The sequence below is a fragment of the Pseudoalteromonas sp. SG43-1 genome (assembly GCF_014164415.1).
GTDB classification, from domain to species: Bacteria; Pseudomonadota; Gammaproteobacteria; order Enterobacterales; family Alteromonadaceae; genus Pseudoalteromonas; species Pseudoalteromonas distincta.
The window spans coordinates 59776-84338 of record NZ_JACJFD010000025.1; the positions used below are offsets into that span (position 1 = coordinate 59776).

The following is a 24563-nucleotide window of genomic DNA, read 5'->3' on the forward strand; positions in this document are numbered from 1 at the left end:
TTTATATACTCAAACCGTTGTAACTTTTTGTTAAAACAATTCCTGCAATAGTTTATCCTTATAACATAACTAGCAGTAAGGATAAGTTAATGCCTGGCACGCATAATAAAGCGCAACTACCAAGTAATCCAACACTCAAAGAGATTAATTGGTTTAAAAAGCAGATTAATTGGGGCGAACTACCTCCTTTTTATCACCTTGTTGCCTCATCAATAAGCGAATCAGAAGGAATTTTAGATCATGGGTTCGACAATGCAGTTAAACAACTTTTAGATAAACGTAATTGGAACTTAGATTTATTAGAAGGCTATGAAGATAACTTAGGTGAAATACATACCAAACATAAGCCACGTATTGCGTTGCACCAAGTGTTTACCGACAGAGGCTTTGAGCTATGGGCACAGCCTTATGCTAAAGATGTTATTGTTGATCAATACATAAAAAACAATCGCTTTATGGAATTTAGAGTGTGGGACCCACATTCAATGAAAAACTTGATCAGAATAAGTCAGTTACATAAATTTATTGGCTTTTACTTTGAACGAGGCGACAAAGCAGATAAAGCCATTATTTTACATGCACACAAAGTAGTACATAAAATTATTACTTTTTTGCAGCGAGAATTGAACGTTGTAAAGCTTGATGGAGTCACAATAAAAGAACTGTACCAATTGTGCGAAAAAGACAGCCGTGCAAGCAGTGACGAAATAGACATAGCCAAAATTGCAATTGGCGAACAAATTAACAAGGAATAAAATGCAGCTAAAATCAGCATTTATCACTTTATGCAGTGCTGCGCTTACGTTTAGCTTATTAATAAGCGAACCTTTAAAAGCGCAAACCAACTTTACGCTTCCTGATTTAGGGACATCTGCATTACAAGCACTGCCACTCGAAAAAGAACAAGCCATTGGCGAAGTAATGATGATGCAAATACGAGGCTCATCACCAGTAATAAATGACCCAGTGCTTGATGAATACCTTACAACTATTGGCCGTAAACTCGTTGCTAATGCTAATGACGTGCGCTTTCCGTTTTCGTTTTTTTGGATAAACAACTCAGAAATAAATGCCTTCGCCTTTTATGGCGGCCATGTAGGCGTGCATACAGGATTAATAGCGCAAGCCGATAACGAGAGTCAGTTTGCCTCAGTGCTTGGTCACGAAATTGCTCACGTGACACAGCGCCACTTAGCACGAAGAATACAGCAACAACAAGATAACAGCGCGCTGACTATTGCCGGTATGATAGCCGGCATATTAGCAACCGTTGTTGCACCAGATGCGGGTATTGCGATTATATCTGCCAGCCAAACACAATCTGCTTTTAGTCAGTTAACGCATAGTCGCTCAGCCGAGCAAGAAGCTGACCGCATAGGCATGCAAACGCTTAACAATGCAGGCTTTGATGCTCGTGCATCAAGCGAATTTTTAACTAAACTTGCCGCGCAAATTCGTTATAAATATAAACCACCTGCGTTTTTACTTACTCACCCATTACCAGAGAGTCGAGTATCTGATGTACGTTTGCGTGCAGAGCAATTTCCTGTGCGTCATATGAGTGCCAGTCTTGAGTTTAATTTAGCTAAAAGCCGCGTGCTTGCGCGCTACGACAACAAACCAGAAAACGCCGAAGACCTATTTAGAAAACGACTACGCGAAAATAGCTACGATAACACCGCTTTAAAGTACGGTTTAGCTATTAGCTTACTTGATCAAAAAAAGCTTGATGAAGCAGCCCCAATACTAGATGAGCTTTTAAAAAACGATCCTAAAAACCTATTTTATATAGATACCCATACCGATTTACTCATCGCGCAAAAAAAGGCAGATGAAGCCGTAAAATTTTTAGCCGATTTAAATCAGTATCGCCCTAATAATCAGGTAATTACGCTCAACTATGCCAACGCAGCACTTGAAGCTGAGCAATATGAACTAGCCGAAAATATTTTGAAAAGTTTTTTACTCGAAAAGCCAGATCATAACCTAGGTAAGCAACTTCTGGCTGATGCGTATAAAAAACAAGATAAATTAGCCTCATATCACGAAGCGAACGCCGATGTATTGGCTCAATACGGTGCTTATTTAAAAGCCGCAGACGAAGTACAAAAAGCACTTAACTTCGTAGAGCCAACCGAACTTGTAAAGCAACAACGTTTAAAAGCACTACTTACCCAGTATCGACTTTTACAAAAAGAGCTTGCAAGACTTTAAGTCTGCAAGCGCTTACCCTAAAATAGACGCAATTCACACTTTGGAATCATTTTATGTCTGTTACTATTTACCACAACCCACGTTGTTCTAAATCACGCGAAACGCTAGCGCTACTGCAAAGTAAAGCGATAGAGCCAAGTGTTGTAGAGTATTTAAAAACCCCTCTTACTCACGAGCAAATCTCAACGCTTGTAATCCAACTTGGTTTTTCATCCGTACGTGAAATGATGCGCACAAAAGAAGATGACTACAAAGCGCTTAATTTGAAAGATGAAACAAATGAGGACGCACTTATTAACGCTATGGTTAAATACCCAAAATTGATTGAACGCCCTATCGTAGTTAATAACAATAAAGCAGCGATTGGTCGTCCACCAGAAAACGTACTAAGCGTTTTATAATGAGTGCAACCATAGTGGTGCTTTATCACTCAAGCCATGGCTCAGTTGAAGCAATGGCTCACGAGATAGCAGAGTCGATAGAGCAACAAGGTGCTAGTGCACTACTTCGCACCTTTGTGGCTAAAAACGCGCACGATATTGTGATCACCAAAGATGATTTAATAAATTGCGATGGTTTAGCATTTGGTACACCAACTCGATTTGGCATGATGGCCTCTCAAGCAAAAAGCTTTTGGGAAACCACCAGCGACTTGTGGCTAAAAGGCCAATTAATCGATAAGCCAGCGTGTGTATTTTCGTCATCAAGTAGCATGCATGGTGGAAATGAAGCAACCTTACTTAACTTATCTTTGCCACTATTACACCACGGTATGATGCTTATGGGCGTGCCATATGATGTGCCCGAACTACTTGCAACACAAACCGGTGGAACACCATACGGTGCAACACACGTCGCTGGCAGCGCTAATAGTGCACAGCTAAGCAAAGACGAAATTAAAATATGCCAAAGCGTTGGTAAACGCCTTACTCACATTGCGAGAAAACTTAAATGAATACAGCTGACAGTCCAGCTAAAAAGCCGATTACGGTAAAATTTCAACGTGCCGCACTATTTGGCTATGTTGGTTTACTTATTCTGGTTCCTTTGTGGATGTATTTTGTACCCCCTCTAGACGGTAATACTAGTTGGGTGTCATTGTTTTTTCCTATCATTCCTTTACTGCTGCCGCTAAGAGGCATAATTCAAGACAACACATACACCTATGCGTGGGCTAACTTTATTGTAATGCTTTATTTTATCCACGGTCTTACCATGCTGTGGGCAGCACCAGATGAATTAATTTGGGTGTTGTTAGAACTGGTGTTTGCCTCTTCAATGTTTATTGGTTGTACTTACTACGCAAGACATCGTGGACAAGAACAAGGTTTAAAAATCCGTAAGCTTAAAGAAGAATTAGCTGAAGAAAAAGCAGCAAATGAGCACGGTAAATAAGGCTTAACCATAAACGCTATATACAAAAAAACGCGCTTAAATTACTTTAAGCGCGTTTTTTATTAATTGTTTAAAACTAGCTAAACTAAATCGCTCAAGGCAGCTAGCACCACAATACTCGCCAACCCTATTTGAGCAATTAAGCTAATAAACGAAAAGCCTCTAAGCACAAATAAACCCCAAGGGTGTTTAATATGTGGATATAGCGCACAGCGCTTTAATGTGGTCGCAAAGAAAAAACAAATCACCGCAGTCATAGTTAAACCCAGCGTCAGCTCACTTTTAATTGAGAGGGTTTCATCAAAAAAGAAAAACAACTGTAAAGGCAGCAATATAGTCACAATAGCATGTAGCACATGCACTTTTTTAATGCGATCGAACTGCCCTTCTGACGAAAGTTCTTTAATACCAAAGTCACGCTCTAAACATTTAACTAAGTTATTAGCTTTAATACTCACCGCTAAACGGTAACAGCTTAAACCTTCTTTATTACGTGCTCTAAAATCGTATCCGGCTTTAATAAGCAGCACCATTAACGACTCATTTTTAGCAAACACAGCATAATGAAGCGCAGTATTACCTAAGTTATCTGTCGCTTTTTTGTCTTGCTTTGCAAGTAGCGTTTCAACCACATTTACAAAGCCTTTTTCGGCGGCCCACATAAAGGCTGTTTTATTGTTTTCATCAGCAAGTACACCAGTAGCGCCTTGTTCAATAAAACGCATAGCCATTGTTTGCTTAGCTGTTTTTTTACGTAAATGAGTAAGCAAAGCTTTTTCTAAGAGAACAACAGAGTCAACATCAGGAGAAACCTGCGTAAGCAGCGTAAAATAGTCTTTACCCGCAGCTACTTTTTCGCTTGCAAGTTCAGAGAGAGTATCTAAATCAGCAATAGACTCTGGAATAAACGCACTTAGGCGCTCTCTAAAATCAACTTCCTTCCAAAGCGCTAATGTGTCCTTTGCCGAGAGTTTACTTTTATTATTTAACGCATGCTCAATTAAGGTGAAGTAGCGTTTACTAAAAAATAAATCAACTAAAGACAGTGGCGTATCTATGGTATTTTGTGCAGCCACGCTTGCGTATTTTTCAAGGCGCTGGCACAGCATAAGCACTAAGCTTTCAGGGGTGAATTCATTATCGTAGTAATGGCTTTTAACCGCACTAATATACGCTTGTGCGTCTTCGTCATATTCAGAGATATGTTGAAAGTAACATTCTTCAAATGGCTCCAGCGGGGTTAGCCATGCCAAATAATAAATAGGTGGCAGCACGGTGGTGCATACACCATCGTCTTCATTTGTAGAACGACAAGCAGGCCAAGCTTCCAAAGCATCTAAAATAAAGGCACCGTTTTGTTCTACCAGTCCTTTAATAAGTAATGGGTATTCCTTTGGCCAAATCAGTACATTTTCCATTAAAACAACACAACTCCAGTGTGGCTTGGGGGTGGTAAGTTATATCAGTTTTAAGCTGACACCACGCTTAATCAAAGTGCCGATATTCTAGCACACCTTTGTTTTGCTGCTAGCGCAAAATTACGCAATAACAACAATCCTTTAGGATTATACCAATTCGCTTAATTAAGTGATTTATTTTGAGGTAGAAAACCGTGTGATAGCAAGGCAAAAATTTCGTTATTTAGTTGTTCTAAATGATTAAGTATTACTGTGGATTGGTATTGTCCTTAGCAAAAATATAAAAACGGCCAAGTACATAAGTAATTGGCCGTTTTTGAGGTTGGAGTTGGGCTTAATCAGAGCCAGACAAATAGTCTATTTACTTTTTAACTCGCTAATAACTTGCTCTAAACCCACATCAGAAATGCGTTGAATAATCTCTTTTTGTTTAGCACTTAATAATGAAATGCCTTCAGCAACAATATCGTATACTTTCCACTCATTGTTTTTACCTAAACGAAGCTTAAAGCTTAAGTCGATAGTAGGCGCATTTGGCTCAATAATTTGCGTATTAACTGTTGCGTATTCAGAGTCACTTTTTGCGTTATTACGCTCAAATACTACTTTTTGACCCGTGTACTTCATTAGTGCACCGGCGTAAGTGCCTGTTAAGTAATGCTCTACTGCATCTATAAATTGAACAGCTTGCTCGCGCTCAATACCTTTAATGTGTTTACCTAATAATTTAAACGACACAAACTTAACATCAATATGTGGCATTAAACGTTTTTCAACAATGGCAGCCATTGCTTCTTTGCTGGCTGTCCCTTTTGAGTTTACTTGGCCAATATCTGCAAAAAGCTTGTCGGCTACCGATTCAAGTAACTGATCTGGTGATTGCTGAGCTTGTGCAAATAACGAACTGCTAAAAAAAGCAGTGGCTAAAACGAATAGTTTAAAGAGTTTCATAATTGTATATGTCTGTGTGATTAAGATGGCTGTAATTTACGCGAACTATACGCAATAAAAAAGGCACAAATAAGCAACTTATTAATGCCCAATTAGCACCAATCAAATAAATAAAATAAATTCAAGCAGTTAGAAAACTCCATTAACAGCTCATATACAACCGGCATTTTGTCCTCATTGTAATTGTTAACAGGCCGCCCTTATCATTTAGTTATCAACTTAAATCAAACGAACATTTGGCACCTATGAAAACGTCACTTAAAACACTTATTATCTCTTTTGTATTAGTAGTTTCACCTTTTGGCAAGCTTGCTTTTGCTCAATCGGACCACGGTTATGCCGTTGACTTTCTCAAAGGCGAAGGTAACGTAAACGGCGTTAAGCTTGCGTATCAGTATCATGCACCTGGTATGCAAAACCTTATTGGTGATGCACGCTTTTACTTTGAAACCAGCGTAAACATGTGGGAATACCGCCACGGCGATGAAACACAATCAAACCTAGTACTTGCTATGTCACCTGTACTGCAATTTCCTGCTTTTAGTTTTAACAACACCCCATTTTATGTAGAAGCAGGCATTGGTGTATCACTGATTGATGAAACGCAGTTTGCCGGTAAAAACATAAGTACTCACTACCAGTTTGAAGACCGCATAGGCCTTGTAGCCGATTTTGGCCACACCAATGTTGCCCTTCGCGTTATTCACTATTCAAACGCAGGCTTTAAAGAGCCAAACCCTGGGCTTAACTTTTTAACGCTTTCGGTAGCTAGACGTTTTTAAGGTTATTGATTGTGTTTAAAGTTATTGATTATGTTTTGAGTTATTTAATTGCTGTTATAGCGTAAAACGGTCACACTTAAACGTACTAAATATTAAGTGATACTGCGATGCAAACTTGGCATATTGTAATTATTGTCGCCGTTGTTTTTGCTATTGTCATTGGTAATATTGCGCTGATTAGACTCTCTGCAAAAACGGAGTTTAAAAAGCCCAACGCCAATATTAAAAATACAACAGACACAAAAAAGCCCTGATTAATCAGGGCTTTTTCAATAATACCAACTCGCTAAATATATTTTTGCTAATTTAGCCTACTAGCCAATGCGCCATTAGCGCAATAACAGGTAAAGTAATTAGCGTTCGCAAAATAAATATAATAAATAGCTCTAAAATATTTACCGGTATTTTACTGCCAAGTAAAAGTGCACCTACCTCAGACATATAAATAAGCTGAGTTACACTCATTGCGGCAATAATAAAGCGCGTTACATCACTTTCGATAGTCCCTGCTGCTAATATTGACGGAATAAACATATCAGCAAAACCAACCATAATAGTTTGCGACGCTGCGGCTGCTTCGGGTACTTGCAATAGCTCTAAAAATGGCACAAACGGCATACCTAAATACTGAAATATAGGCGTATGCTCAGCAATGATCAGTGCAAATGTGCCTACCGCCATTACTACCGGTAACACACCAAACACCATATCAAGCGCGTTATGTACGCCCTCTTTTATAGTGCCTTTAACACCCGTTGAATTATCTGCTTTAGCTAGTGCAACATCTAACGAATGGCCAAATAAAGTTTTATGACCCGGAATTGTTTCAGCGTCTCTATCTGGCTCAGTGCCATCAATGAGTAAATCTTTTTTAAAGCGCAGTGGCGGTAATCGCGGCACAATAATAGCGGCAACAATACCGGCTAAACATACCGTTGCGTAAAACGGTGCAAATAGGTATTCAAGTTTAACTTGCCCAAGCACCACTAAACTAAATGTAATTGAAACCGCTGAAAACGTAGTACCAATAATAGCCGCTTCGCGTTGTGTATAGTGCTTTTGATCGTACTGCCTTGCAGTCATCAAAATACCCACACTGCCATCACCTAACCACGATGCAGTACAGTCAACCGCGCTTCTACCTGGTACACCAAATACAGGGCGCATTACTTTGGTCATTAACGTACCAGCAAGCTCTAATAGACCAAAGTTAATTAATAGCGGCAGTAATAAGCCCGCTAAAATAAATACCGAAAACAACACAGGCAATAAGTCATTTAATACCAGTGCGCCAGTATTGGCCGAGGTAATCATCTCGCTGCCTAGGCTTAAGTACGTCATTAAACCAAACGCCATACCAAATAAGCGTACCACCAGCCATGTCCAGCTCACATCAAATAAATGCTTTAACAAAGGTGAGTTACATATAGCGGCGGGTTTAAACACTTTAGTAATTACAGAAATAACCCCTGTAATACAAATAATGAGGGTAATAATTGCTTGAGCAGAGCCAAGCATCATTGCTTGAACCGCTTTTGCCATAACGGCAATAGGAATGGTCATCCCTTGCGAAGTACTAATGGGTGTCATAAATAAAAACACACCAATTAACGAAGGAACCAAAAAAGTAAACCAAGTGCGCCACGTATAGTGTGAACGTTCAGGTAGCTGAGACATATTGTTTAACCTATAAAAACCACAAAAAGAGCATAGCGCTCTTTTTGTGGTAAAACTTATTATTATTTAAATTTTAATGCCGCGCTGAATGAGTGCTGCTTCTAATGCTTGTTGTAAACCATTCATAGTACCTGGCTCAAGCGTTTCGCCTTTATCATCCATCCACGTTAAGCTAGTACCGCCTTCTTTAGTTTTACTTACTAAAATTTGGTATTGGCCTTCATCAATAGGTAGTTGAGCTACGTCATCACCCCAAATTGAATCCCAAACACTTGTTTCTGGTTTAGTATAATCTGCAGTAATTAAGCCCGTATCTGGGTTAATTTCAACAATAGAGAACGACAAGCGCTCTAAAAACCCAGAGAAACGATCAAACACAGCGTCGTAAGATTGCTCAGTTACAAGTGCTGCATTACCTTTATTATCAAAGCCCATTTCAAGAGAAATAATACCTTGGCGTTTACGCATATCAACTTCAAGTTGACGGTAACGGTAATCAAACTCGCTTACTACTTGGTTAAGCGCACGTACTTCTAGCTGCTGCTTGAGTAAGTCTGTTAGCGTTTTATCACCTTTAAAATCAATCAGCTCTACACGTAAAGACGCAGTGCGTTGATGTGATTTTTCTTCAATAGTGAACCTAAACTTTTCTAAATCATCGTTAACTTCATCGCCCCACCACCAAAAACCTTCTTCGGTTTTAATGATTGAGTACCAATCAGTTTCAATAATACCAAGTAGCTTATCTTCTTTAGTTGTGCCCGCGTTATTATCAGCTAGGACAGATTTAATCGTATCCCAAAGAAACTCATCTAAATCAGCAATGCCATCATTTTTATCAAAATAAATACGCGCTTGTTTATCTGTCTCTTCTACCCAACTGCCTTTCGCAATTGTTAATACTTGTGCCGGTGGGCGGTAATTTGTAGCTTCAGGATTATTGTCGTATTGACCTACATCCATTTTATAAACTGGGTCTTGAGCTGGTTGAGATAACGACGCTGGTGCTTTTACAGGCTCATGCGTACGATAATTACGCTCGTCATGTGCCTTATTAATAAATACACTACACCCTGATAAACTTACCAATACACTTACTGCAAGTGCTTTTGGGATCCAATACTGCACAGATATTTCTCCTTAGCATACCCTTTAATTGTTTTAACAAATATATGAGTGGGTAATACCGATTTGGTTCAGTGTAAAATCAATATTAACTTTACATTTATTATTTGGCTGCCTAAATGCAATAAAGTTCAGCACTTCAACTTAGTAAGCAACTAAGCGCAAATAAGCAAATTTTAGCTATGGTACTTTCCCGTGCCAGTAAAAACAAGAAACACCGCACTTTAAAAGCGCTTAATTAGCGTGTGCTGTAGTTTAGAGCCCTTTTTGTGTTAAACTTCGCCGCCGTGCAACTTCTCGTGTGTATTTTTGGTGTTGCCAACTCGGTTGATATAATCCAAGTAACAAGGTATTTGAACTCATGACTGCATTTTCAAATCATCAAATTGTTTTAACAGCGATTGGCGAAGACAGACCCGGTATAGTAAGTGAACTAACCCAACTGGTTAGCGATTGCCACTGCAACATTATTGACAGCCGTATTGCTATTTTAGGCTGCGAATTTACCTTCATAATGCTACTTAGCGGCGACATGTCGGCAATAAGCCGCATAGAGCACGTACTGCCCACTAAAGCCATGGAACTTGGCCTACTAACCATGATGAAGCGTACAGCAAGTCATACTCCTAGCGAGTTTTGTGCAGGTTACACACTAGAATATACAGGCATAGACACCCCTGGTACATTGAGCAAAGTAACGCGCTTTTTTGCCGACAATAATATTAGTATTTGCTCACTTAAGTCAGACACTTATTCCCAAGAAGACAACATTAAAATGCGTTGTGAACTTGAATTCAACATACCTGTTGATGTAGATATAGATCAATTTAAAATTAGTTTTGAGAGCCTTTCTCACACACTAAACGTAGATTATATTTTTAAACGAATTCGTTAAGGATGCTAAACATGAACACAATTAGTCCATTACAAGCTGGCGATACTGCACCCGCTTTTAGCCTACAAAACCAAAACGACGAAACAGTAACATTAAGCGAGCTGTTAAAAGAGCAACAAGTGCTTGTGTACTTTTACCCTAAAGCGTCAACGCCGGGTTGTACTGTACAAGCCGAAAACCTGCGCGATGAGCAAGCACAGCTTGCTAAATTTAACACCCGCGTTGTAGGTATTAGCCCAGATCCAATTAAGCGCCTTAAAAACTTTGAAACTAAAAAAGAGCTTAATTTTGATTTATTAGCCGATGAAGACCACGCCATTGCTGAAGCATTTGGTGTATGGGGCTACAAAAAGTTTATGGGTAAAGAGTACGATGGTATTCACCGCCTAACGTTTTTAGTAGGCCAAGACGGTAAAATAAAACACCTATTTGATAAGTTTAAAACTAAAGATCACCATCAAGTAGTGTTAGATTATTTAACTGCAGAATAAGCTAGCGGCTAAGTAAGTTAGCGGGACAGTAAGTTAGCTACCAGCTATTAGACAAATACAGAAAAGCGTTGCTCAAGGGCAACGCTTTTTTTATGCCTATACATTTGCGCTATATAAAAACTTAATTAGTAATTTAGTAAATAATTTGTTAAAACTGCCAAAGCACTTATTATTAGCACCTTGCCAATTGGATATTTAAACCTTGAATAAAAGCCTAAAATTTAAACTTTATTTAACTGCCTTAATCATCTGTATTATCGGTTTTAACTTTTCAGAACCAAGTATGCAATTTTACTCAAACCCGTTTTATATCGGTAGTTTTGTTTTTGCTATTGCGCTTATAATCTCTGTAATTAATTACGTCTGCCCTGCCTGTAAGAAAAACCAAGTAATGCGCTCTATTTCTAGTTATAAGCTCCCCACTAACGATTGTTATAATTGCGGGAAAGAGATTGATGAGAAAAGCTAATTCACTTACTTTGTCAAGAATAAGGTAACTAATTATTTAACATCAATTCGTTATAGGACAAGTGTTGTGGAAGCTATTGAGGAGTTAGAGCTAACCGAAAAGCTTTTTCCGTTATTATGTTTAGCTGAGCTAGTTATTTCTGCTCGAAATTGCAGCGATTAATCTAGATTGACGGCCATATTTGTTAAGTCCTTGTAATATTCAGGATCTGTCTTCATTTGTATAAGTAAAATATAATATTTTAATGCTTCACTCTGTAAATCTCTAGGGTGCTTTTCTTGAACTAAGCGGCTAACTTTTTCACCTTGTCGCGCCAAACCATCTAGTCCGAATGAAGAGCCTAGCAATTTATGTAAAGTTATATTCATATGTTTTAAATTATGACCATTGATATTTTGTGTTTCAAAATCATAAACCTGCCCCTCTAAATATAGATAATCACTTCTAACCTGCAGTGTTTCTAAACTCAAATCGAGATTCACATTAATAAATTTTTTACCAAAGTTTGGATATAGCTCCCTCACTCTAAGAATCCCATTAGCTATAATTAATTCATTAAAACAAACCTCAAACATTTTTGAGCTTTTCTCTTGCGTTGCGAAAAGAAGAACTATCGCAGCAATATTGACGCAAGTGTTTTTTTTCAAGTTTAAGAATGTTAGTTGAATCCGATCAAAAACTTTAACGGCTTGTCTAGGTGTTAAATCAACGGCACTAAATACTGATATACAAAACGTTAAAAATTTTTCACCGTCAAAACAAACAAATGGAAACAAAATAACTTGCATACTTTTTAGTTTATCTGCATTCACTAAACCTATATTACAATGGTTTTCTATAAGTCCTTTATTTAGCTCTGTTTTTAAATAATATCGATTATTGAAGAATCGGCTTAGATATTCTTCAGCATTAAAATCAACACCATAAACAGCTTTTACGGTATGCGCTAATTGAGATGTATTTGTTGCAACAATGAACACTAGGCCAGGTATATCGAAAACATGTTTTATTGCTTCTAACATTTCAACAGCATAAGTCGGCTTACAGCGATCTAATTCATCTACGAAAATAAATGCCGGGTAGCTATTAGTGATAGTATTCATATTTCTAACTGGATGATCTACAACGTATTCAACCCAATCCTGAATTGCGAGTTTTAGTGCTTTTACGCTTTTTTTGCTGTCAGTGACTTCTTTACAAAATATGTCTAATACTTTTTCACCAGCTTTAGAAAAATCAATTTCTTTATTAGACAAATTTGCATCGTCTGTGTGTGATGAATCAAATACATCAAGATCAAACCCTAAGTACCTTTTCATTAATCCACTGCCAACTCTTGGTGCTGCGGCTTTAATTATTTCTTTAAATTTAGCTTTGGCTTTAGGTGTATCGGCTCGATCAGTTTGGCTTTTTAATTGCTCAATAATTTCACTTAAAACAATCATTAGTGGAGACTCTAAGTAATCAATAGCCCACGCATCAATATAAACTACGGGGTGATTCCCCTTTAGATCTTCACTCCACCTTTTCAAAAAATATGTTTTACCAGCGCCCCATTCAGCATCGAGGTTAAGAACATAATTTGAAAGGTTATCTTTATCTGTACCACCTTTAGCTTTTATTAATGAAGCTAAATAAGTAGCATATTTTGCCCTATCAAGATTATCTGATGAGAACTGTTCTCCATCAATAAATTTGATTTTACTCCAGTCAAAATCCATTTTAGCTCTCTTCTAAAAGTCAGGTTATCGTTTAATCTCTATAAATTAGAGCTTTAACCATTATTAGTGGAAAATAATACTCTATACGAATTATATCGAGAATAGAACTCATATACGGTGTATTGTCGGATGGCGCTTCGCTTATCCGACCTACGTTTTCAAATATATAATGCGGGGTTATTGGGTGTGGGTATTGGCCGTGGGTATGGAGCTCGTTGGGTTTCGCTACGCTCTACCCAACGTACGTGTTTAACTTAAATTTTTACGCAGACAAAAATGGCGTTGCCTGAGCGCTGTGCCCATGGGGTTATTTTGTCGTAGTCATGTTCAAATATGTGAATTTCGAAGTACGGTTTTAAGGCTTCTTTAAGCTCGGTGTAACTAAAAGCGACCATTGGGTGCTCGTCGTGCCATACGAGTGTTTTGTCTGCGGTGGTTTTTTCTATGCTGAGTTTTAATAACTGTTTACTGCCGCTGCCACTATAGTGCCAGCCAGAACGAAATGTGAAGAAGCTATTTTCGCTTGTTGCTGTGTGCTCTACAAATGAATCGCTGTCGATTTTGTTTTTATCAACCGTGTTAAAACAAAATATTCCACCTACGTTTAATGCGCTGTGTACGCTGGCAAGGCACTCTTTTAGCTTATTAATGCCGTCGCAGTAATGGATTGAATACAAAAAGCAGGTAATTAAGTCCAAGTGCTCGGTTACCTTAAATTCACTCATGTTTTGCAATGAAAATTGCGCTTCTGGGCAACGCGTTTTTGCTTTATCTAGCATTGGCTGGTTTAAATCAAGCCCACTACTTTTATAACCGTTATCAATAAAGTGGCGTACATGCGGGCCGGTGCCACATGCTAAATCTAGATGGGTGTTTGCGCCATTACCAAAAATTTGGTGCAGCCTGTGAATAGAATTGCTTTGGGCTTGATAATTAATATCTGCACACATTAAGTCGTAGTAATCAGAAAGGTCGGTGTAAAGCGCGTTTGCGGACATATAAGCCTAGTGGTAAGTAGTAGAATATTTTAAGTCGCGCATAGTAAACTAGTTATGGCTATTAGCGAAGAAGATATGAGTTTTAGGGTTGTCGGATGGTACTTCGCTTATCCGACCTACGTATTTAAATATTATAAAACGTTATTAGAAAATGGTGCGGAAGTGGAGATTTGTTGGGTTTAGCTTCGCTCTACCCAACATACGTAATATAACTTTAAGCTGGCTTTAACTAATTCCTAAATACTTATGTACTTGTATTGATAGGCGCCAGTTTTTGGCAATACAGGTGTCGATTGCTAATTTTGTTGCTGATACTTTTTGGCTAATTGGCTGCAAATAAACAAGCTTAGGGTTAACGCCTGTTTTAGCAAATAATTCTTCTAACTCTTCTACATGCTTTTGCATGGCAACGGGGTGTTTAATTTCATTGGCACGCTTCATAGCGCTGGTGAGTACTTCATAACCGCCGCGCATATTGATTTTTGGCGATACCGTTACCCATGTTTGCTCTGGGGCGAGTATTTCAAACGTGCCGCTGGTTTCTATTTGTGTGCTAAAACCGTGTTCATGTAATAAGTTACATACTGGATTTAAATCAAACATGCATGGCTCGCCGCCAGTAATTACAACATGCTTTGCGGTGTAACCACGTGATTGAAACAAAGCTAAAATTTGCTCTGCACTGGCGTTAGCCCAATGATCTGAGTCGGCTTTTTTTTCTACGGTTTCATCCAGCGATACTTTATATACATTATCAACATCCCACGTTTGCTTGGTGTCGCACCAAGAGCAGCCTACAGGGCAACCTTGCAGACGTAAAAATATTGAGGGTGTGCCAGTAAAGCTAGCTTCACCTTGAATGGTTTCAAACACTTCATTAATTTTGTACAAAAGAGATCTCACTTACTACCTAGCAGCCAAATTGCTACTATTAAAAAACCAAAAAGCGCTGTGCAAAAATTGTTATTTAAGCTGCGGCCGTGTAGTATATCGCGCCCTGATATAAACCTCTATTAAAACTAAGAGCAAAACAGATATGACGCAAAAAGTAGTTGTTATTTATTCCGGCGGTATGGACTCATTTACCGTATTAAATAAAGCCCTGCAACAAGGCCATGATGTATATGCCCTTTCATTTGACTATGGTCAGCGTCATGTAAAAGAGCTTAAAGTAGCGGCAAGTGTGTGTGAAAAATTAAACGTTCCACATAAAATTGTTGATATTTCGGCGATTAACCAACTTATTGGTGGCTCATCACTTACTGATGATATTGACGTACCTGAAGGCCATTACGAAGAAGAAAGCATGAAAAGTACGATTGTACCTAATCGTAATATGATTTTGCTCTCGCTTGCTGTTGGCTACGCGGTATCACTTAAAGCTAGCCAAGTTTATTACGGCGCTCACTCTGGGGATCATGCTATTTACCCTGATTGCCGTCCTGAATTTGTGCAAAAAATGGATGATGTGTGTCGTATTGCGAACTACGACGCGGTAGAAATTTTTAGCCCGTATTTAAATAATACTAAAATTGGTATTTTGACCGACGGTATTGAAATGGGTTTAGATTACAGCCAAACGTGGACCTGTTATAACGGCCGTGAAAAGGCCTGTGGTAAATGTGGCGCGTGCCAAGAACGCCTTGAAGCATTTGCACTAAATAACATTACAGACCCGTTAGAATACGAATAAGCCGCAATTAATTAGTAATACAATTGCTGCAAACAAAAAAGGCTATCATCGATAGCCTTTTTTGTTTGTCAGGTTTTAAGTTAATGGTATTGATTACAGCCAGCGTTTTACGCGCGCTTTATAGGCGGTAAACTCTTCACCAAATAATTTAGTGAGCGCACGCTCCTCGGGTATTATTTGAAAAAACGTTAAATACGCAATAAACCCGATAATACATAAAAGCGCCCACAAGGAACTTAACCAAACACCCCACCCTGCTAAAATAAATGCAAAACCCACATACATTGGGTTACGCGAAATTTTATAAATGCCGCTCGTAATAAGTTTTGATGCTTGCTCAGGTTTATTTGGGTTTACTGTGGTGTTTGCTATTTTAAAGCTCGCTACCCCTGCAATACAAAAAACACACCCAATAATGACCAAACTTGCTGCTAAGTAGGTAATAAAGGCGGTGAAATCAATAACACTGTAATGCGCAATAAGCGCCATTATGCCTGCAAAAAACAGCACAACGATAACCGGTGGAATTTTATTATTTAACATGGCAACTCACTGTATTGACTAAAGTATGTTTATTATATGGTGATTAGGGCGTGTTGTTCTTTGGTGATTGAATTTGCAGCAGTATGTTTGGTTATTAGGCAAGGCAGAGCCTATGTAGTGTGGCTATCCCCCATAAATAGGCGATAACGCAGCATAAAGACCAAACATGCGCTGCCCTTTGGGTTCTTTCTAGGGACAATTAACTCTTTGTTGCTCGGTTTTTACTTAGCCCACTAGGTTACAAACCTCGCGCCGCGATTTAATCGCCCCTAGATTGAACAAATTTCAATCCACAAAGATTAACACGCCCTAGCCATTAAACAATATCTAAAGTGTATAAATGATGAACACGCTCAAAGCTGAACTTAAATAAAGTATACAAATTAAGTTACAATTGTCAGCTTTATCAAAAGCGCTTAAAGGTTATACTTTAACCATAAACGAATAATAAAATGATAAGGAATGAGGTTATGTCTGGAACTACGATGATTGTACTTATTGTGCTAATTTCGGTTGGCTCAGGAGTAGTTTACGATATGTATAAAAAGCATCTTGAATTTAAGCATAAAATGCAAAACAACAACAGCGATGCCCATAAACAACTAGCTGAAACAAACGCACAAGTGCTTGCATTAAAAGAGCGTGTACAAACACTTGAGGCTATTGTTACTGATTCAAGCTTTAACGTTAAAGATGAAATTAATAAACTTTAAGTTGTTATAAGTAATTTGGATATAAATGCGCATTTTCTGGCTGCTCAATGCCGTGAGCAGCTAAAAACCCACCAATAGCTTGCCCGCAGCCCTGTGGTGCTCGCCCACTGTCTATCTCAAAGTTTAACTGATTAGCATGTTGCTTACCCATAGAGCAAAGCCCTACGGTACTTGGCGAGCGCATAGCGATACTTAGATTACCTACTTGTTCAACCACTACGTGCTTACTAAAGCGGGCAAAACCTTTGTATTTAAACTGCTCGTTTACGTAGTCATTACTTGTGGCCACCAATGCCGCAATTAAGCCGTGTAAAAAACTATTAGCGGATGAGTCTGCTGTTAAAAACGCAATTGTTTTTTTATTAAACTCGCTAAGCTGGCAATCCTCACACAACAGCTCAACAGTATATAAATGTTGCTCGGCTACTTGCTGCTGACTTTTAAGCTCAATACTTTTTCCTGCAAATACAATACGTTTAAGCACTTCATCAACGTTACTTGTAACCGCTTCGCTTTTAACAAGTTCAGGGTTTTGCGCCATTACAGGTAAGTCGTGGTGATTGTTAAATGGCGTGCTTGTTGCGCCGCTTTGCATTAACTGAAAAAGCTCTCTTACTTCATGTTCTCGCGCTACTTTTAACGCTAAAAATGCAGTTTGGATAAGTTCTGAAGTAGGTAGGTTTTCCTCTACAATCCAGCGTCTGCCAAATAATAGTTTTTTAGCTTTGGCTTCATTAGTAGATGCGCTTTTTTGGTAGTTATCAGGGCTCAGCACTGCTACTTGCAGGTAAATTTCTTCACCTTTTTGTGCAGCAAGCACTCTAAAGTGAGCCGAAAATTCAATACTCTCAAGTACTTCGTTTACGCTTTGGAGCGTGTGCTTGTAACGTAAAAAATGCTGTGGCACCACCCAATTACTATTAGCCAATTGCACAAGGGGTGCATAAGAAATAGGTTGCTCGTAACTGTGTTGCCATTTTTGCTCATTGCTAAGCAAATGATTAATGTGACTCTTGTTATCTGACATAAATAAACCAAATAAACTCGCGTTGTGCGATATAAACTATGAACACATTACGTCATCAATGTCGTAATTAGATCACATGTACGCCCTACTTTTGGGCTTTTTTAACTATCGGTGAGTTCTTGATAGTCTGTTATAACTTTTTGATAGTATGGCTTATCTTTATTGAGCATTTTATTATAATGATTTATGAGTTGCCGTTGGTACATAGCGTGCTCTGTACTAGCAAAGTCCCACATTTTGTTGCCGGTATGGCTAATCTCATTATTGGTACTAAAGCTCACTTCAATCACTTCATAAAAACGTTTGTTGTCGTAGACTATTTGTTCACTTATAAGCCCTAAACCGAGTTGTTTTAAACCCACTCGCAACTTATAAGTGTGATGCACTGGGCATAAAATAAAGCGAACATTATTTAAATGCTCCACTGCGTTATTAGCAATAATTTGTTGTACTAAACTTAACAACAGCTCACCGCCAACACCTGCTATTACAACTACTTGGCTTTTACTTTGAGTAATTTCTATTTTGCCTACATCCTGACATAAGACCTGCCACTGCGGATTTTTATCACAGGTTTTTTGTAATTTATTAATAGATGATAATTGCGCTTCTAAATCGTTCATTAAAGTGGCGACTATATCTACAAAAATAACGTGGTTTGCAGCTGCGCGTTTTAATAGCGCCATGCCTAAATAACCATGGTCGCAGCAACAATCCCAAATAATATCGTGATGCTGCGAAATTAATTTATCAATGGCAGTTAGGCGTTTACTGAGCTTCATTTAAGCAGGTATTTGTGACGTTTTATAGACAAGCGCTTTTAAACTTTTGTCGCTGTCTACTTCAATAAAACGCTCGGTGGGGGCTAGGCGCTCAACAAATTCAATTGCGCCTTGGGTGTTCTCGTTTATTAACGCTTTAAATGCATCTTCGCTAAGCTCTGGGCTATTAGCACACAATAGTAATTGTGTGGTATCGCAAAGTAGCTCTGGCAACCTGCGCAGCACTTTTTGATAGTCTTTAGTTAATATAAAGCTGCCTTTTTGAAAGCTTGGCGGATCAACTATTATTAAATCAAACGGGGCTGCTTTTTTTAGTTTTCCAAAGGATTTTAAAATATCGTGAGGTAAAAAACTTACGCCGCGCTCAAAACCATTTAGCTGATGGTTTTGCTTGCCGACTTTTAGCACGCCTTTGCTCATATCCATGTTCATCACATGATCTGCCCCGCCTTGCATGGCGGCAAGCGAAAACCCACATGTATATGAAAACAAATTAAGCACTTTGCCATGCTTGCTATTAGCCATTACAAATTCACGGCCGCTGCGCATATCGGGAAATATTCCGGTATTTTGGCGGCTCTGTAAATCAACCAAAAAGCGAATACCATTTTCGGTTACAACATGTGGGTTAGGTAATTGCCCATAAACCACGGTGTTTTGGCTTTGTACGCCAGCACGTTGCTGGTACACAAGTGACGTAATAAGCTCAGGCTGGTTTTTTTGTGCCCACTGCCACACAACATTGGTGAGCTCGCTTAGTGTTTGCTCGTCAATTTCGTCGTACGAAACTAAAAATAAACTTGGCGGGTAAAAGTCTAAATTAATATGGCTTAATGCTTCGACGCTGTGGCCTCGGCCATGAAAAACACGACACAGTTCATTTTTTAAAATTGGCGCGTCTTCAAGCGCAGTAATAAGAGGTGTAAAGTTTGCTGTCATTTTTAATTAATCAACTGTTGTTGTAGTTCATGTATTTCATCGCGAACAGAGCCCGCTTTTTCAAATTCTAGGTCGCTTGCGTATGCATGCATTTTGGTTTCAAGCTGCTTAATTTGCACGGCAATTTCTTTCGCACTAAGAACCTTTTTAGACTCTTTACGAATAAGTTTGAGGTTGTCTTTAGGGGCCGCTTCTTCACCTACATCCATTACATCAAGTATTTTTTTAGCCAGAGCATGAGGCTCTATGCCGTGCTCAACGTTATATGCATGCTGAATTTCGCGCCTGCGTGCTGTTTCGTCCATGGCTTTAGCCATTGATTTTGTAATTCTGTCGCCATATAAAATAGCGCGGCCATCTAAGTGACGAGCAGCACGGCCAATGGTTTGTATCAGCGAGCGAGCCGAGCGTAAAAAGCCCTCTTTGTCAGCATCAAGTATGGCAACAAGTGCCACTTCTGGCATATCAAGGCCTTCTCGCAGTAAGTTAATGCCCACTAACACATCAAACACGCCTGCTCGTAAGTCACGAATTATTTCTACGCGCTCAACGGTATCAATGTCTGAATGTAAGTAACGTACTTTTACATTATGCTCGCTTAGGTAGTCTGTTAAATCCTCAGACATACGTTTAGTAAGTGTAGTTACCAGTACGCGTTCGCCCTTCTCTACACTTTTGTATATTTCTGAGAGTAAATCATCAACCTGATCGCCCACAGGACGTACTTCTATAAGTGGGTCGAGCAGCCCTGTTGGGCGAATTACTTGCTCTGCTATTTCGCCCGCGCAGCGCTCTAACTCAAAGTCGCCAGGCGTTGCCGATACATAAATAGTTTGTGGTGCTATGGCTTCAAATTCTTCAAAACGCAGTGGCCTATTATCCATTGCTGAGGGCATTCTAAAACCATACTCAACAAGGTTTTCTTTACGGCTTCTGTCGCCTTTATACATGGCGCCAATTTGCGATACGGTTACGTGCGATTCATCAATAATCATTAATGCGTCATCAGGTAGGTAATCAAGCAATGTTGGCGGCGGATCGCCTGGCGTACGCCCAGATAAATAGCGGCTGTAGTTTTCTATACCCGAGCAATAACCAAGCTCGGTCATCATTTCTATATCGTATTGCGTTCGCTGTGCTACACGTTGCTCTTCTACTAACTTGTTTGCACTGAGTAACTGGGCGCGTCGCTCTTTTAGTTCTTCTTTTATTTTTTCGATAGCGCCAAGTATCTTTTCACGCGGGGTAACATAGTGCGTTTTAGGATAAATAGTAGCGCGCACTATATGCTTTTCAATTGCACCGGTAAGCGGGTCAAAAATACTTAAGCGCTCTATTTCATCATCAAACATTTCTACACGTACAGCAAAAGTGTCTGATTCTGCTGGGAATATGTCAACTACTTCGCCACGTACACGGTATGTACCTCGGCTAAAATCTATATCATTGCGGGTATATTGTATTTCAGCAAGGCGGCGTAGCATGTCGCGTTGATCGACTTTTTCGCCCACTTTTAAAAGTAGCATCATTTTCATGTACGATTTAGGGTCACCCAAACCATAAATAGCCGATACCGATGCCACAATAATGGTGTCGCGACGCTCAAGCAATGCTTTGGTCGCACTTAAACGCATTTGCTCTATGTGCTCATTTATCGAAGCATCTTTTTCAATAAATGTGTCGCTAGATACAACATAGGCTTCTGGCTGGTAGTAATCGTAATACGATACAAAGTATTCAACCGCGTTTTTAGGAAAAAACTCTTTCATCTCGCCGTATAGCTGCGCAGCCAATGTTTTATTGTGCGCCATTATTATTGTTGGACGATTTAAATCGCTAATAATATTGGCCATAGTAAAGGTTTTACCTGTACCGGTGGCACCTAATAGCGTTTGGTGTGCAAGCCCCGCTTCTAACCCTTCGCATAGCTGTTTAATGGCGGTAGGCTGATCGCCTGCTGGTTTGAAATGTGATTTTAACTGAAAATGGTCGCTCAATTATTGCACTCCTGTAACGATTCGCCGCTCAGCGCTTCTAGTTTTTTCATAAACCATTTATATGCCACTATTGCTGTAAATAAATTACCTATGGCAGCGCCTATAAATAACCCTAATAATCCGGCTATTTCGTTGCCGATATAAGCAAATGGTACATAAAATATGAATAAACGAATAACGCTTAGTACCAATGCGTTCATTGGTTTGTGTAAAGCATTAAACGATGAGTTTGATAATATGATCACCCCTTGTAAGCCATAGCTTAGTGGGATGGTATAAATAAAGAGCTTAATTACATCTATTACGGCTTGTTCTTTACCAAATAATTGGCTTATTACACCTGAAAATGCAATTAGTAATACGTAAATGGCAAATTGCCATACCATCACAAATTTTAGTGTGCCGGTATACGCTTCTTTAACACGGCATAATTTGCCAGCCCCAAAATTTTGACTCACAAATGGCGGTAATGTCATCGATAGCGCAAGCACTAAAATACTTGCAATAGATTCTATCCGGCTTCCTACTCCAAATGCGGCCACGGCTTCTGGCCCATGATGCGCTACTAAGGCGGTCATTACAGCCATTGCAACGGGTGTAAGCATGTTTGCACCTGCAGCAGGTAAACCAATTTTTAATATTTTACGAATAGCACCAGTTACAGTTTGCTTGCCCGCTTTTAGACTCAACAAACGTTTTTTAACCGCTAATATATATAAAATAATAACCACAGCGACCGACCATGCGACAACACTTGCTATGGCAGCGCCTTGAATTCCTAACGCGGGTACCGGCCCAAAGCCAAATATCAGTATTGGGTCAAGTACGGCGTTTATCAGCCCGGCTCCGCCCATTACTATACTTGGCGTTTTGGTATCACCGCTGGCACGCAGTACCGAATTACCAATCATTGGGGTTATTAAAAATACGCTACCGATAAACCATACATTCATGTATTCATGTATTAACGGCAATACTTGCGCGCCCGCTCCTAGTAAAGTAAATATGGGGTCAATCAGTAAATATCCAACAGATGACAACACAATAACCAGAACCACACCAACCATTAAAGAAATACTGGCATCAAAACGTGCTTCATCAATTTTATTACTGCCGAGCGCTTTCGCTATTACTGCTGATGTACCGATCCCCAGCCCTATTGCTAAGCTGATAACGGTAAAAGTAACTGGAAATGTAAAGCTCACGGCAGCTAATGGTTCGGTGCCAAGTAAACTTATAAAAAAGGTGTCTACAATATTGAACATCATTAGTGTGATCATGCCGAATATCATCGGTATGGTCATCGTCTTTAATGTAGGCAAGATAGGATCGTTTAGTAAATCTGGGCGAGTCTGAGATTTTGAAATTGCGCGCATGAAATAAATAGGCCTCTTTTACTGAACGAATCATTTTAAAGCATCAAGACAGTTCAAGCCACGGATTTATCACTACAATTGATGTAATTACGTAAGTAAATATTCTAAAAAATAGTAAAACTTGGTTTTTACATCTTTTTGTTAAAATAGAGCCTAAACACGCCAAAAAACAATTAAAACACATTTTTATAACTTTTATTACAAACACCCTGTGTTATCTGATGCTTTTTTACACAAAGCAACTACTTGGTTTATCGTTACGAAAAAATTCATTCATGGAGTTACATCTATTAGCCACCAAAACATAACCCACTGTTTTACAATGAATAAAAAATAGTGATTTAAAAGCTTGAAATCGTTGTAGCACCCTAAAACATTGGTGCCGATGATGTTCTTAAAGTTTCATAAACAGAGTTATCCACAGAAACCGTGGATAACTCATTCAAAGCCGCATTTATAAAGGCCTTGAGAGACTCGCAATTTTCGCTGAGGTCCAACCAATTGTTGATTTGCTAATTGTGGCATTTTTATAAACTCACACTGAAAACGCAAGCTTGCCGATTTTTCTTCTTAACATAGTTATACGTTAGTAAATAAAAAACGTTTAATACAAAGTTAAGTTATTGATTGTTCTATTTTTGAGCGAAGATAATAATTGCTCAATTTATAGATCAAAATTGGATCACTATTAAGAGGGAAAATACTTTTATGACTATTCATGCAGGTATATTTTTAGAAAATTAAAATAAAAAAGTAAATAAATACGAAGAATACCCGAAAGTAAAAAATGAAATTTTATGTTTTTGAGTTGTTTTTTAATTACAAGTGGCTTTAATGGCGTGTTTAATTTAACCAATTTAAAGACTCAACAATAATAAAACTCGCATTAGTATTCTTAAATTCTTAAAAAAACAGCTTTAATAGAGCTATAAATCACGCAGATCGAACACAAAAACAACGAATAAACCTCTTTTTTCAATTTATGACTTTTATATGTTGACACTTTGCGGCTCGGTCATTAATATTTCGCCCCGTTGAAAGGCAAGACGCTTCCCCCTTAGCTCAGTTGGTTAGAGCGACGGACTGTTAATCCGCAGGTCCCCCGTTCGAGTCGGGGAGGGGGAGCCAAGTTTTTCAACCATAAACGATTCCCCCTTAGCTCAGTTGGTTAGAGCGACGGACTGTTAATCCGCAGGTCCCCCGTTCGAGTCGGGGAGGGTGAGCCAAGTTTATGTTTATTATGTAGTTCCCCCTTAGTTCAGTTGGTTCGTGCGACGGACTGTTAATCAGCAGGTCCCTCGTTCGAGTCGGGGAGGGTGAGCTATTTCATCATAATAAGATCAGTTACTTATTTACT

24 protein-coding genes and 2 tRNA genes are annotated in these 24563 nt (G+C 39.0%); 13 read left to right on the forward strand and 13 right to left on the reverse strand.

Annotation, left to right across the window (positions count from 1 at the left end):
- Positions 1-89 precede the first annotated feature (89 nt).
- Genes H5159_RS16135 through H5159_RS16155 form a run of 5 tightly spaced genes read left to right on the forward strand, consistent with a single transcriptional unit; the run spans position 90 to position 3609 of the window.
- Complete coding sequence (locus tag H5159_RS16135; protein ID WP_024597628.1) at positions 90-755, forward strand: hypothetical protein; 666 nt, start codon at positions 90-92, stop codon at positions 753-755.
- A 1-nt stretch (position 756) separates the two neighbouring features.
- Positions 757-2214 (forward strand): M48 family metalloprotease, encoded by a 1458-nt coding sequence (locus H5159_RS16140; RefSeq protein WP_039487326.1) that lies wholly within the window; start codon positions 757-759, stop codon positions 2212-2214.
- Between the two features lie 53 nt (positions 2215-2267).
- Entirely contained in the window at positions 2268-2615 is a 348-nt protein-coding gene (gene arsC, locus H5159_RS16145) for an arsenate reductase (glutaredoxin) (protein WP_024595681.1), read from the forward strand.
- Positions 2615-3169, forward strand: coding sequence for an NAD(P)H:quinone oxidoreductase (gene wrbA / locus H5159_RS16150; protein WP_002961459.1), 555 nt, complete (start codon positions 2615-2617; stop codon positions 3167-3169). The genes arsC and wrbA overlap by 1 nt, the downstream gene beginning before the upstream one ends.
- On the forward strand, positions 3166-3609 hold the full coding sequence (locus H5159_RS16155; protein WP_182780648.1) for a DUF2069 domain-containing protein: 444 nt from the start codon (positions 3166-3168) through the stop codon (positions 3607-3609). Before wrbA ends, H5159_RS16155 begins: the two co-directional genes overlap by 4 nt.
- 80 nt (positions 3610-3689) lie before the next feature.
- Here the strand turns inward: H5159_RS16155 and H5159_RS16160 are convergent, their stop codons facing one another.
- Complete coding sequence (locus H5159_RS16160; protein WP_182780649.1) at positions 3690-5027, reverse strand: ankyrin repeat domain-containing protein; 1338 nt, start codon at positions 5025-5027, stop codon at positions 3690-3692.
- Between the two features lie 357 nt (positions 5028-5384).
- Positions 5385-5978 (reverse strand): phospholipid-binding protein MlaC, encoded by a 594-nt coding sequence (locus tag H5159_RS16165; protein WP_024606588.1) that lies wholly within the window; start codon positions 5976-5978, stop codon positions 5385-5387.
- A gap of 245 nt (positions 5979-6223) precedes the next feature.
- Here H5159_RS16165 and H5159_RS16170 point away from each other — a divergent pair, with 245 nt between their 5' ends.
- Positions 6224-6760 carry an acyloxyacyl hydrolase gene (locus tag H5159_RS16170; protein WP_182780650.1) on the forward strand — a complete coding sequence of 179 codons (537 nt, stop codon included), beginning with the start codon at positions 6224-6226 and terminating at the stop codon, positions 6758-6760.
- Between the two features lie 107 nt (positions 6761-6867).
- Entirely contained in the window at positions 6868-7014 is a 147-nt protein-coding gene (locus tag H5159_RS16175) for a DUF2897 family protein (protein WP_007583912.1), read from the forward strand.
- 52 nt (positions 7015-7066) lie between these two features.
- Here the strand turns inward: H5159_RS16175 and H5159_RS16180 are convergent, their stop codons facing one another.
- Positions 7067-8437 (reverse strand): YjiH family protein, encoded by a 1371-nt coding sequence (locus tag H5159_RS16180; protein WP_138489349.1) that lies wholly within the window; start codon positions 8435-8437, stop codon positions 7067-7069.
- 66 nt (positions 8438-8503) lie between these two features.
- Positions 8504-9565: an outer membrane protein assembly factor BamC gene (gene bamC, locus H5159_RS16185; RefSeq protein ID WP_039487313.1), complete on the reverse strand. Its 1062-nt coding sequence runs from the start codon at positions 9563-9565 to the stop codon at positions 8504-8506.
- A gap of 358 nt (positions 9566-9923) precedes the next feature.
- On the opposite strand from bamC, the gene H5159_RS16190 reads away from it, so the two are divergent.
- Both H5159_RS16190 and bcp read left to right on the forward strand, forming a co-directional pair.
- Positions 9924-10457 (forward strand): glycine cleavage system protein R, encoded by a 534-nt coding sequence (locus tag H5159_RS16190; RefSeq protein ID WP_007583906.1) that lies wholly within the window; start codon positions 9924-9926, stop codon positions 10455-10457.
- Positions 10458-10468: 11 nt separating this feature from the next.
- Positions 10469-10948, forward strand: a complete 480-nt coding sequence (bcp, locus tag H5159_RS16195) for a thioredoxin-dependent thiol peroxidase (protein ID WP_182752784.1) — start codon at positions 10469-10471, stop codon at positions 10946-10948.
- A 627-nt stretch (positions 10949-11575) separates the two neighbouring features.
- Here bcp and H5159_RS16200 read toward each other — a convergent pair.
- The 3 genes from H5159_RS16200 to queE all read right to left on the reverse strand — a co-directional run bounded on the left by H5159_RS16200 (position 11576) and on the right by queE (position 15027).
- Positions 11576-13138: a P-loop NTPase fold protein gene (locus H5159_RS16200; RefSeq protein ID WP_182780651.1), complete on the reverse strand. Its 1563-nt coding sequence runs from the start codon at positions 13136-13138 to the stop codon at positions 11576-11578.
- Between the two features lie 254 nt (positions 13139-13392).
- Positions 13393-14136: a class I SAM-dependent methyltransferase gene (locus tag H5159_RS16205; RefSeq protein ID WP_182716758.1), complete on the reverse strand. Its 744-nt coding sequence runs from the start codon at positions 14134-14136 to the stop codon at positions 13393-13395.
- 225 nt (positions 14137-14361) lie between these two features.
- Entirely contained in the window at positions 14362-15027 is a 666-nt protein-coding gene (queE, locus tag H5159_RS16210; protein ID WP_024591014.1) for a 7-carboxy-7-deazaguanine synthase QueE, read from the reverse strand.
- 145 nt (positions 15028-15172) lie between these two features.
- On the opposite strand from queE, the gene queC reads away from it, so the two are divergent.
- Entirely contained in the window at positions 15173-15829 is a 657-nt protein-coding gene (queC, locus tag H5159_RS16215; RefSeq protein WP_002960416.1) for a 7-cyano-7-deazaguanine synthase QueC, read from the forward strand.
- A gap of 93 nt (positions 15830-15922) precedes the next feature.
- Here queC and H5159_RS16220 read toward each other — a convergent pair whose 3' ends face one another.
- Complete coding sequence (locus tag H5159_RS16220) at positions 15923-16372, reverse strand: isoprenylcysteine carboxylmethyltransferase family protein (RefSeq protein ID WP_007378935.1); 450 nt, start codon at positions 16370-16372, stop codon at positions 15923-15925.
- 470 nt (positions 16373-16842) lie between these two features.
- Between H5159_RS16220 and H5159_RS16225 the strand changes: the two genes are divergently transcribed.
- Positions 16843-17085, forward strand: a complete 243-nt coding sequence (locus tag H5159_RS16225) for a hypothetical protein (protein ID WP_010553668.1) — start codon at positions 16843-16845, stop codon at positions 17083-17085.
- Between the two features lie 4 nt (positions 17086-17089).
- On the opposite strand, the gene H5159_RS16230 is transcribed toward H5159_RS16225, so the two are convergent.
- From H5159_RS16230 to H5159_RS16250, 5 genes are all read right to left on the reverse strand, one after another.
- Entirely contained in the window at positions 17090-18112 is a 1023-nt protein-coding gene (locus H5159_RS16230) for a hypothetical protein (protein WP_182748491.1), read from the reverse strand.
- A 101-nt stretch (positions 18113-18213) separates the two neighbouring features.
- The gene (locus tag H5159_RS16235; RefSeq protein WP_182712194.1) at positions 18214-18894 is read right to left on the reverse strand and encodes a tRNA (adenine(22)-N(1))-methyltransferase TrmK; all 681 of its coding nucleotides are present in this window, start codon (positions 18892-18894) and stop codon (positions 18214-18216) included.
- A complete protein-coding gene (locus H5159_RS16240; protein WP_182780652.1) occupies positions 18895-19833 on the reverse strand; it encodes a class I SAM-dependent methyltransferase in 939 nt (312 codons plus the stop codon).
- A 2-nt stretch (positions 19834-19835) separates the two neighbouring features.
- Positions 19836-21830 carry an excinuclease ABC subunit UvrB gene (uvrB, locus tag H5159_RS16245; RefSeq protein ID WP_039487290.1) on the reverse strand — a complete coding sequence of 665 codons (1995 nt, stop codon included), beginning with the start codon at positions 21828-21830 and terminating at the stop codon, positions 19836-19838.
- Complete coding sequence (locus H5159_RS16250) at positions 21827-23206, reverse strand: MATE family efflux transporter (RefSeq protein WP_138489356.1); 1380 nt, start codon at positions 23204-23206, stop codon at positions 21827-21829. The genes uvrB and H5159_RS16250 overlap by 4 nt, the downstream gene beginning before the upstream one ends.
- 1051 nt (positions 23207-24257) lie before the next feature.
- On the opposite strand from H5159_RS16250, the gene H5159_RS16255 reads away from it, so the two are divergent.
- Positions 24258-24334 (forward strand) — tRNA-Asn (locus H5159_RS16255).
- Between the two features lie 21 nt (positions 24335-24355).
- Positions 24356-24432 (forward strand) — tRNA-Asn (locus H5159_RS16260).
- The last annotated feature ends 131 nt before the right edge of the window (positions 24433-24563 follow it).

What these genes read in the sequence shown, in the direction of transcription:
- H5159_RS16190 (WP_007583906.1), top strand. Translation starts at nt 9,924, where the DNA reads ATGACTGCATTTTCAAATCATCAAATTGTTTTAACAGCGATTGGCGAA.
- H5159_RS16175 (WP_007583912.1), top strand. Translation starts at nt 6,868, where the DNA reads ATGCAAACTTGGCATATTGTAATTATTGTCGCCGTTGTTTTTGCTATT.
- H5159_RS16250 (WP_138489356.1), bottom strand. Translation starts at nt 23,206, where the DNA reads ATGCGCGCAATTTCAAAATCTCAGACTCGCCCAGATTTACTAAACGAT.
- H5159_RS16240 (WP_182780652.1), bottom strand. Translation starts at nt 19,833, where the DNA reads ATGACAGCAAACTTTACACCTCTTATTACTGCGCTTGAAGACGCGCCA.
- H5159_RS16230 (WP_182748491.1), bottom strand. Translation starts at nt 18,112, where the DNA reads ATGTCAGATAACAAGAGTCACATTAATCATTTGCTTAGCAATGAGCAA.
- H5159_RS16170 (WP_182780650.1), top strand. Translation starts at nt 6,224, where the DNA reads ATGAAAACGTCACTTAAAACACTTATTATCTCTTTTGTATTAGTAGTT.
- bcp (WP_182752784.1), top strand. Translation starts at nt 10,469, where the DNA reads ATGAACACAATTAGTCCATTACAAGCTGGCGATACTGCACCCGCTTTT.
- H5159_RS16220 (WP_007378935.1), bottom strand. Translation starts at nt 16,372, where the DNA reads ATGTTAAATAATAAAATTCCACCGGTTATCGTTGTGCTGTTTTTTGCA.
- H5159_RS16140 (WP_039487326.1), top strand. Translation starts at nt 757, where the DNA reads ATGCAGCTAAAATCAGCATTTATCACTTTATGCAGTGCTGCGCTTACG.
- H5159_RS16205 (WP_182716758.1), bottom strand. Translation starts at nt 14,136, where the DNA reads ATGTCCGCAAACGCGCTTTACACCGACCTTTCTGATTACTACGACTTA.
- H5159_RS16165 (WP_024606588.1), bottom strand. Translation starts at nt 5,978, where the DNA reads ATGAAACTCTTTAAACTATTCGTTTTAGCCACTGCTTTTTTTAGCAGT.
- H5159_RS16155 (WP_182780648.1), top strand. Translation starts at nt 3,166, where the DNA reads ATGAATACAGCTGACAGTCCAGCTAAAAAGCCGATTACGGTAAAATTT.
- H5159_RS16200 (WP_182780651.1), bottom strand. Translation starts at nt 13,138, where the DNA reads ATGGATTTTGACTGGAGTAAAATCAAATTTATTGATGGAGAACAGTTC.
- wrbA (WP_002961459.1), top strand. Translation starts at nt 2,615, where the DNA reads ATGAGTGCAACCATAGTGGTGCTTTATCACTCAAGCCATGGCTCAGTT.
- H5159_RS16225 (WP_010553668.1), top strand. Translation starts at nt 16,843, where the DNA reads ATGTCTGGAACTACGATGATTGTACTTATTGTGCTAATTTCGGTTGGC.
- H5159_RS16135 (WP_024597628.1), top strand. Translation starts at nt 90, where the DNA reads ATGCCTGGCACGCATAATAAAGCGCAACTACCAAGTAATCCAACACTC.
- arsC (WP_024595681.1), top strand. Translation starts at nt 2,268, where the DNA reads ATGTCTGTTACTATTTACCACAACCCACGTTGTTCTAAATCACGCGAA.
- H5159_RS16160 (WP_182780649.1), bottom strand. Translation starts at nt 5,027, where the DNA reads ATGGAAAATGTACTGATTTGGCCAAAGGAATACCCATTACTTATTAAA.
- queC (WP_002960416.1), top strand. Translation starts at nt 15,173, where the DNA reads ATGACGCAAAAAGTAGTTGTTATTTATTCCGGCGGTATGGACTCATTT.
- H5159_RS16235 (WP_182712194.1), bottom strand. Translation starts at nt 18,894, where the DNA reads ATGAAGCTCAGTAAACGCCTAACTGCCATTGATAAATTAATTTCGCAG.
- H5159_RS16180 (WP_138489349.1), bottom strand. Translation starts at nt 8,437, where the DNA reads ATGTCTCAGCTACCTGAACGTTCACACTATACGTGGCGCACTTGGTTT.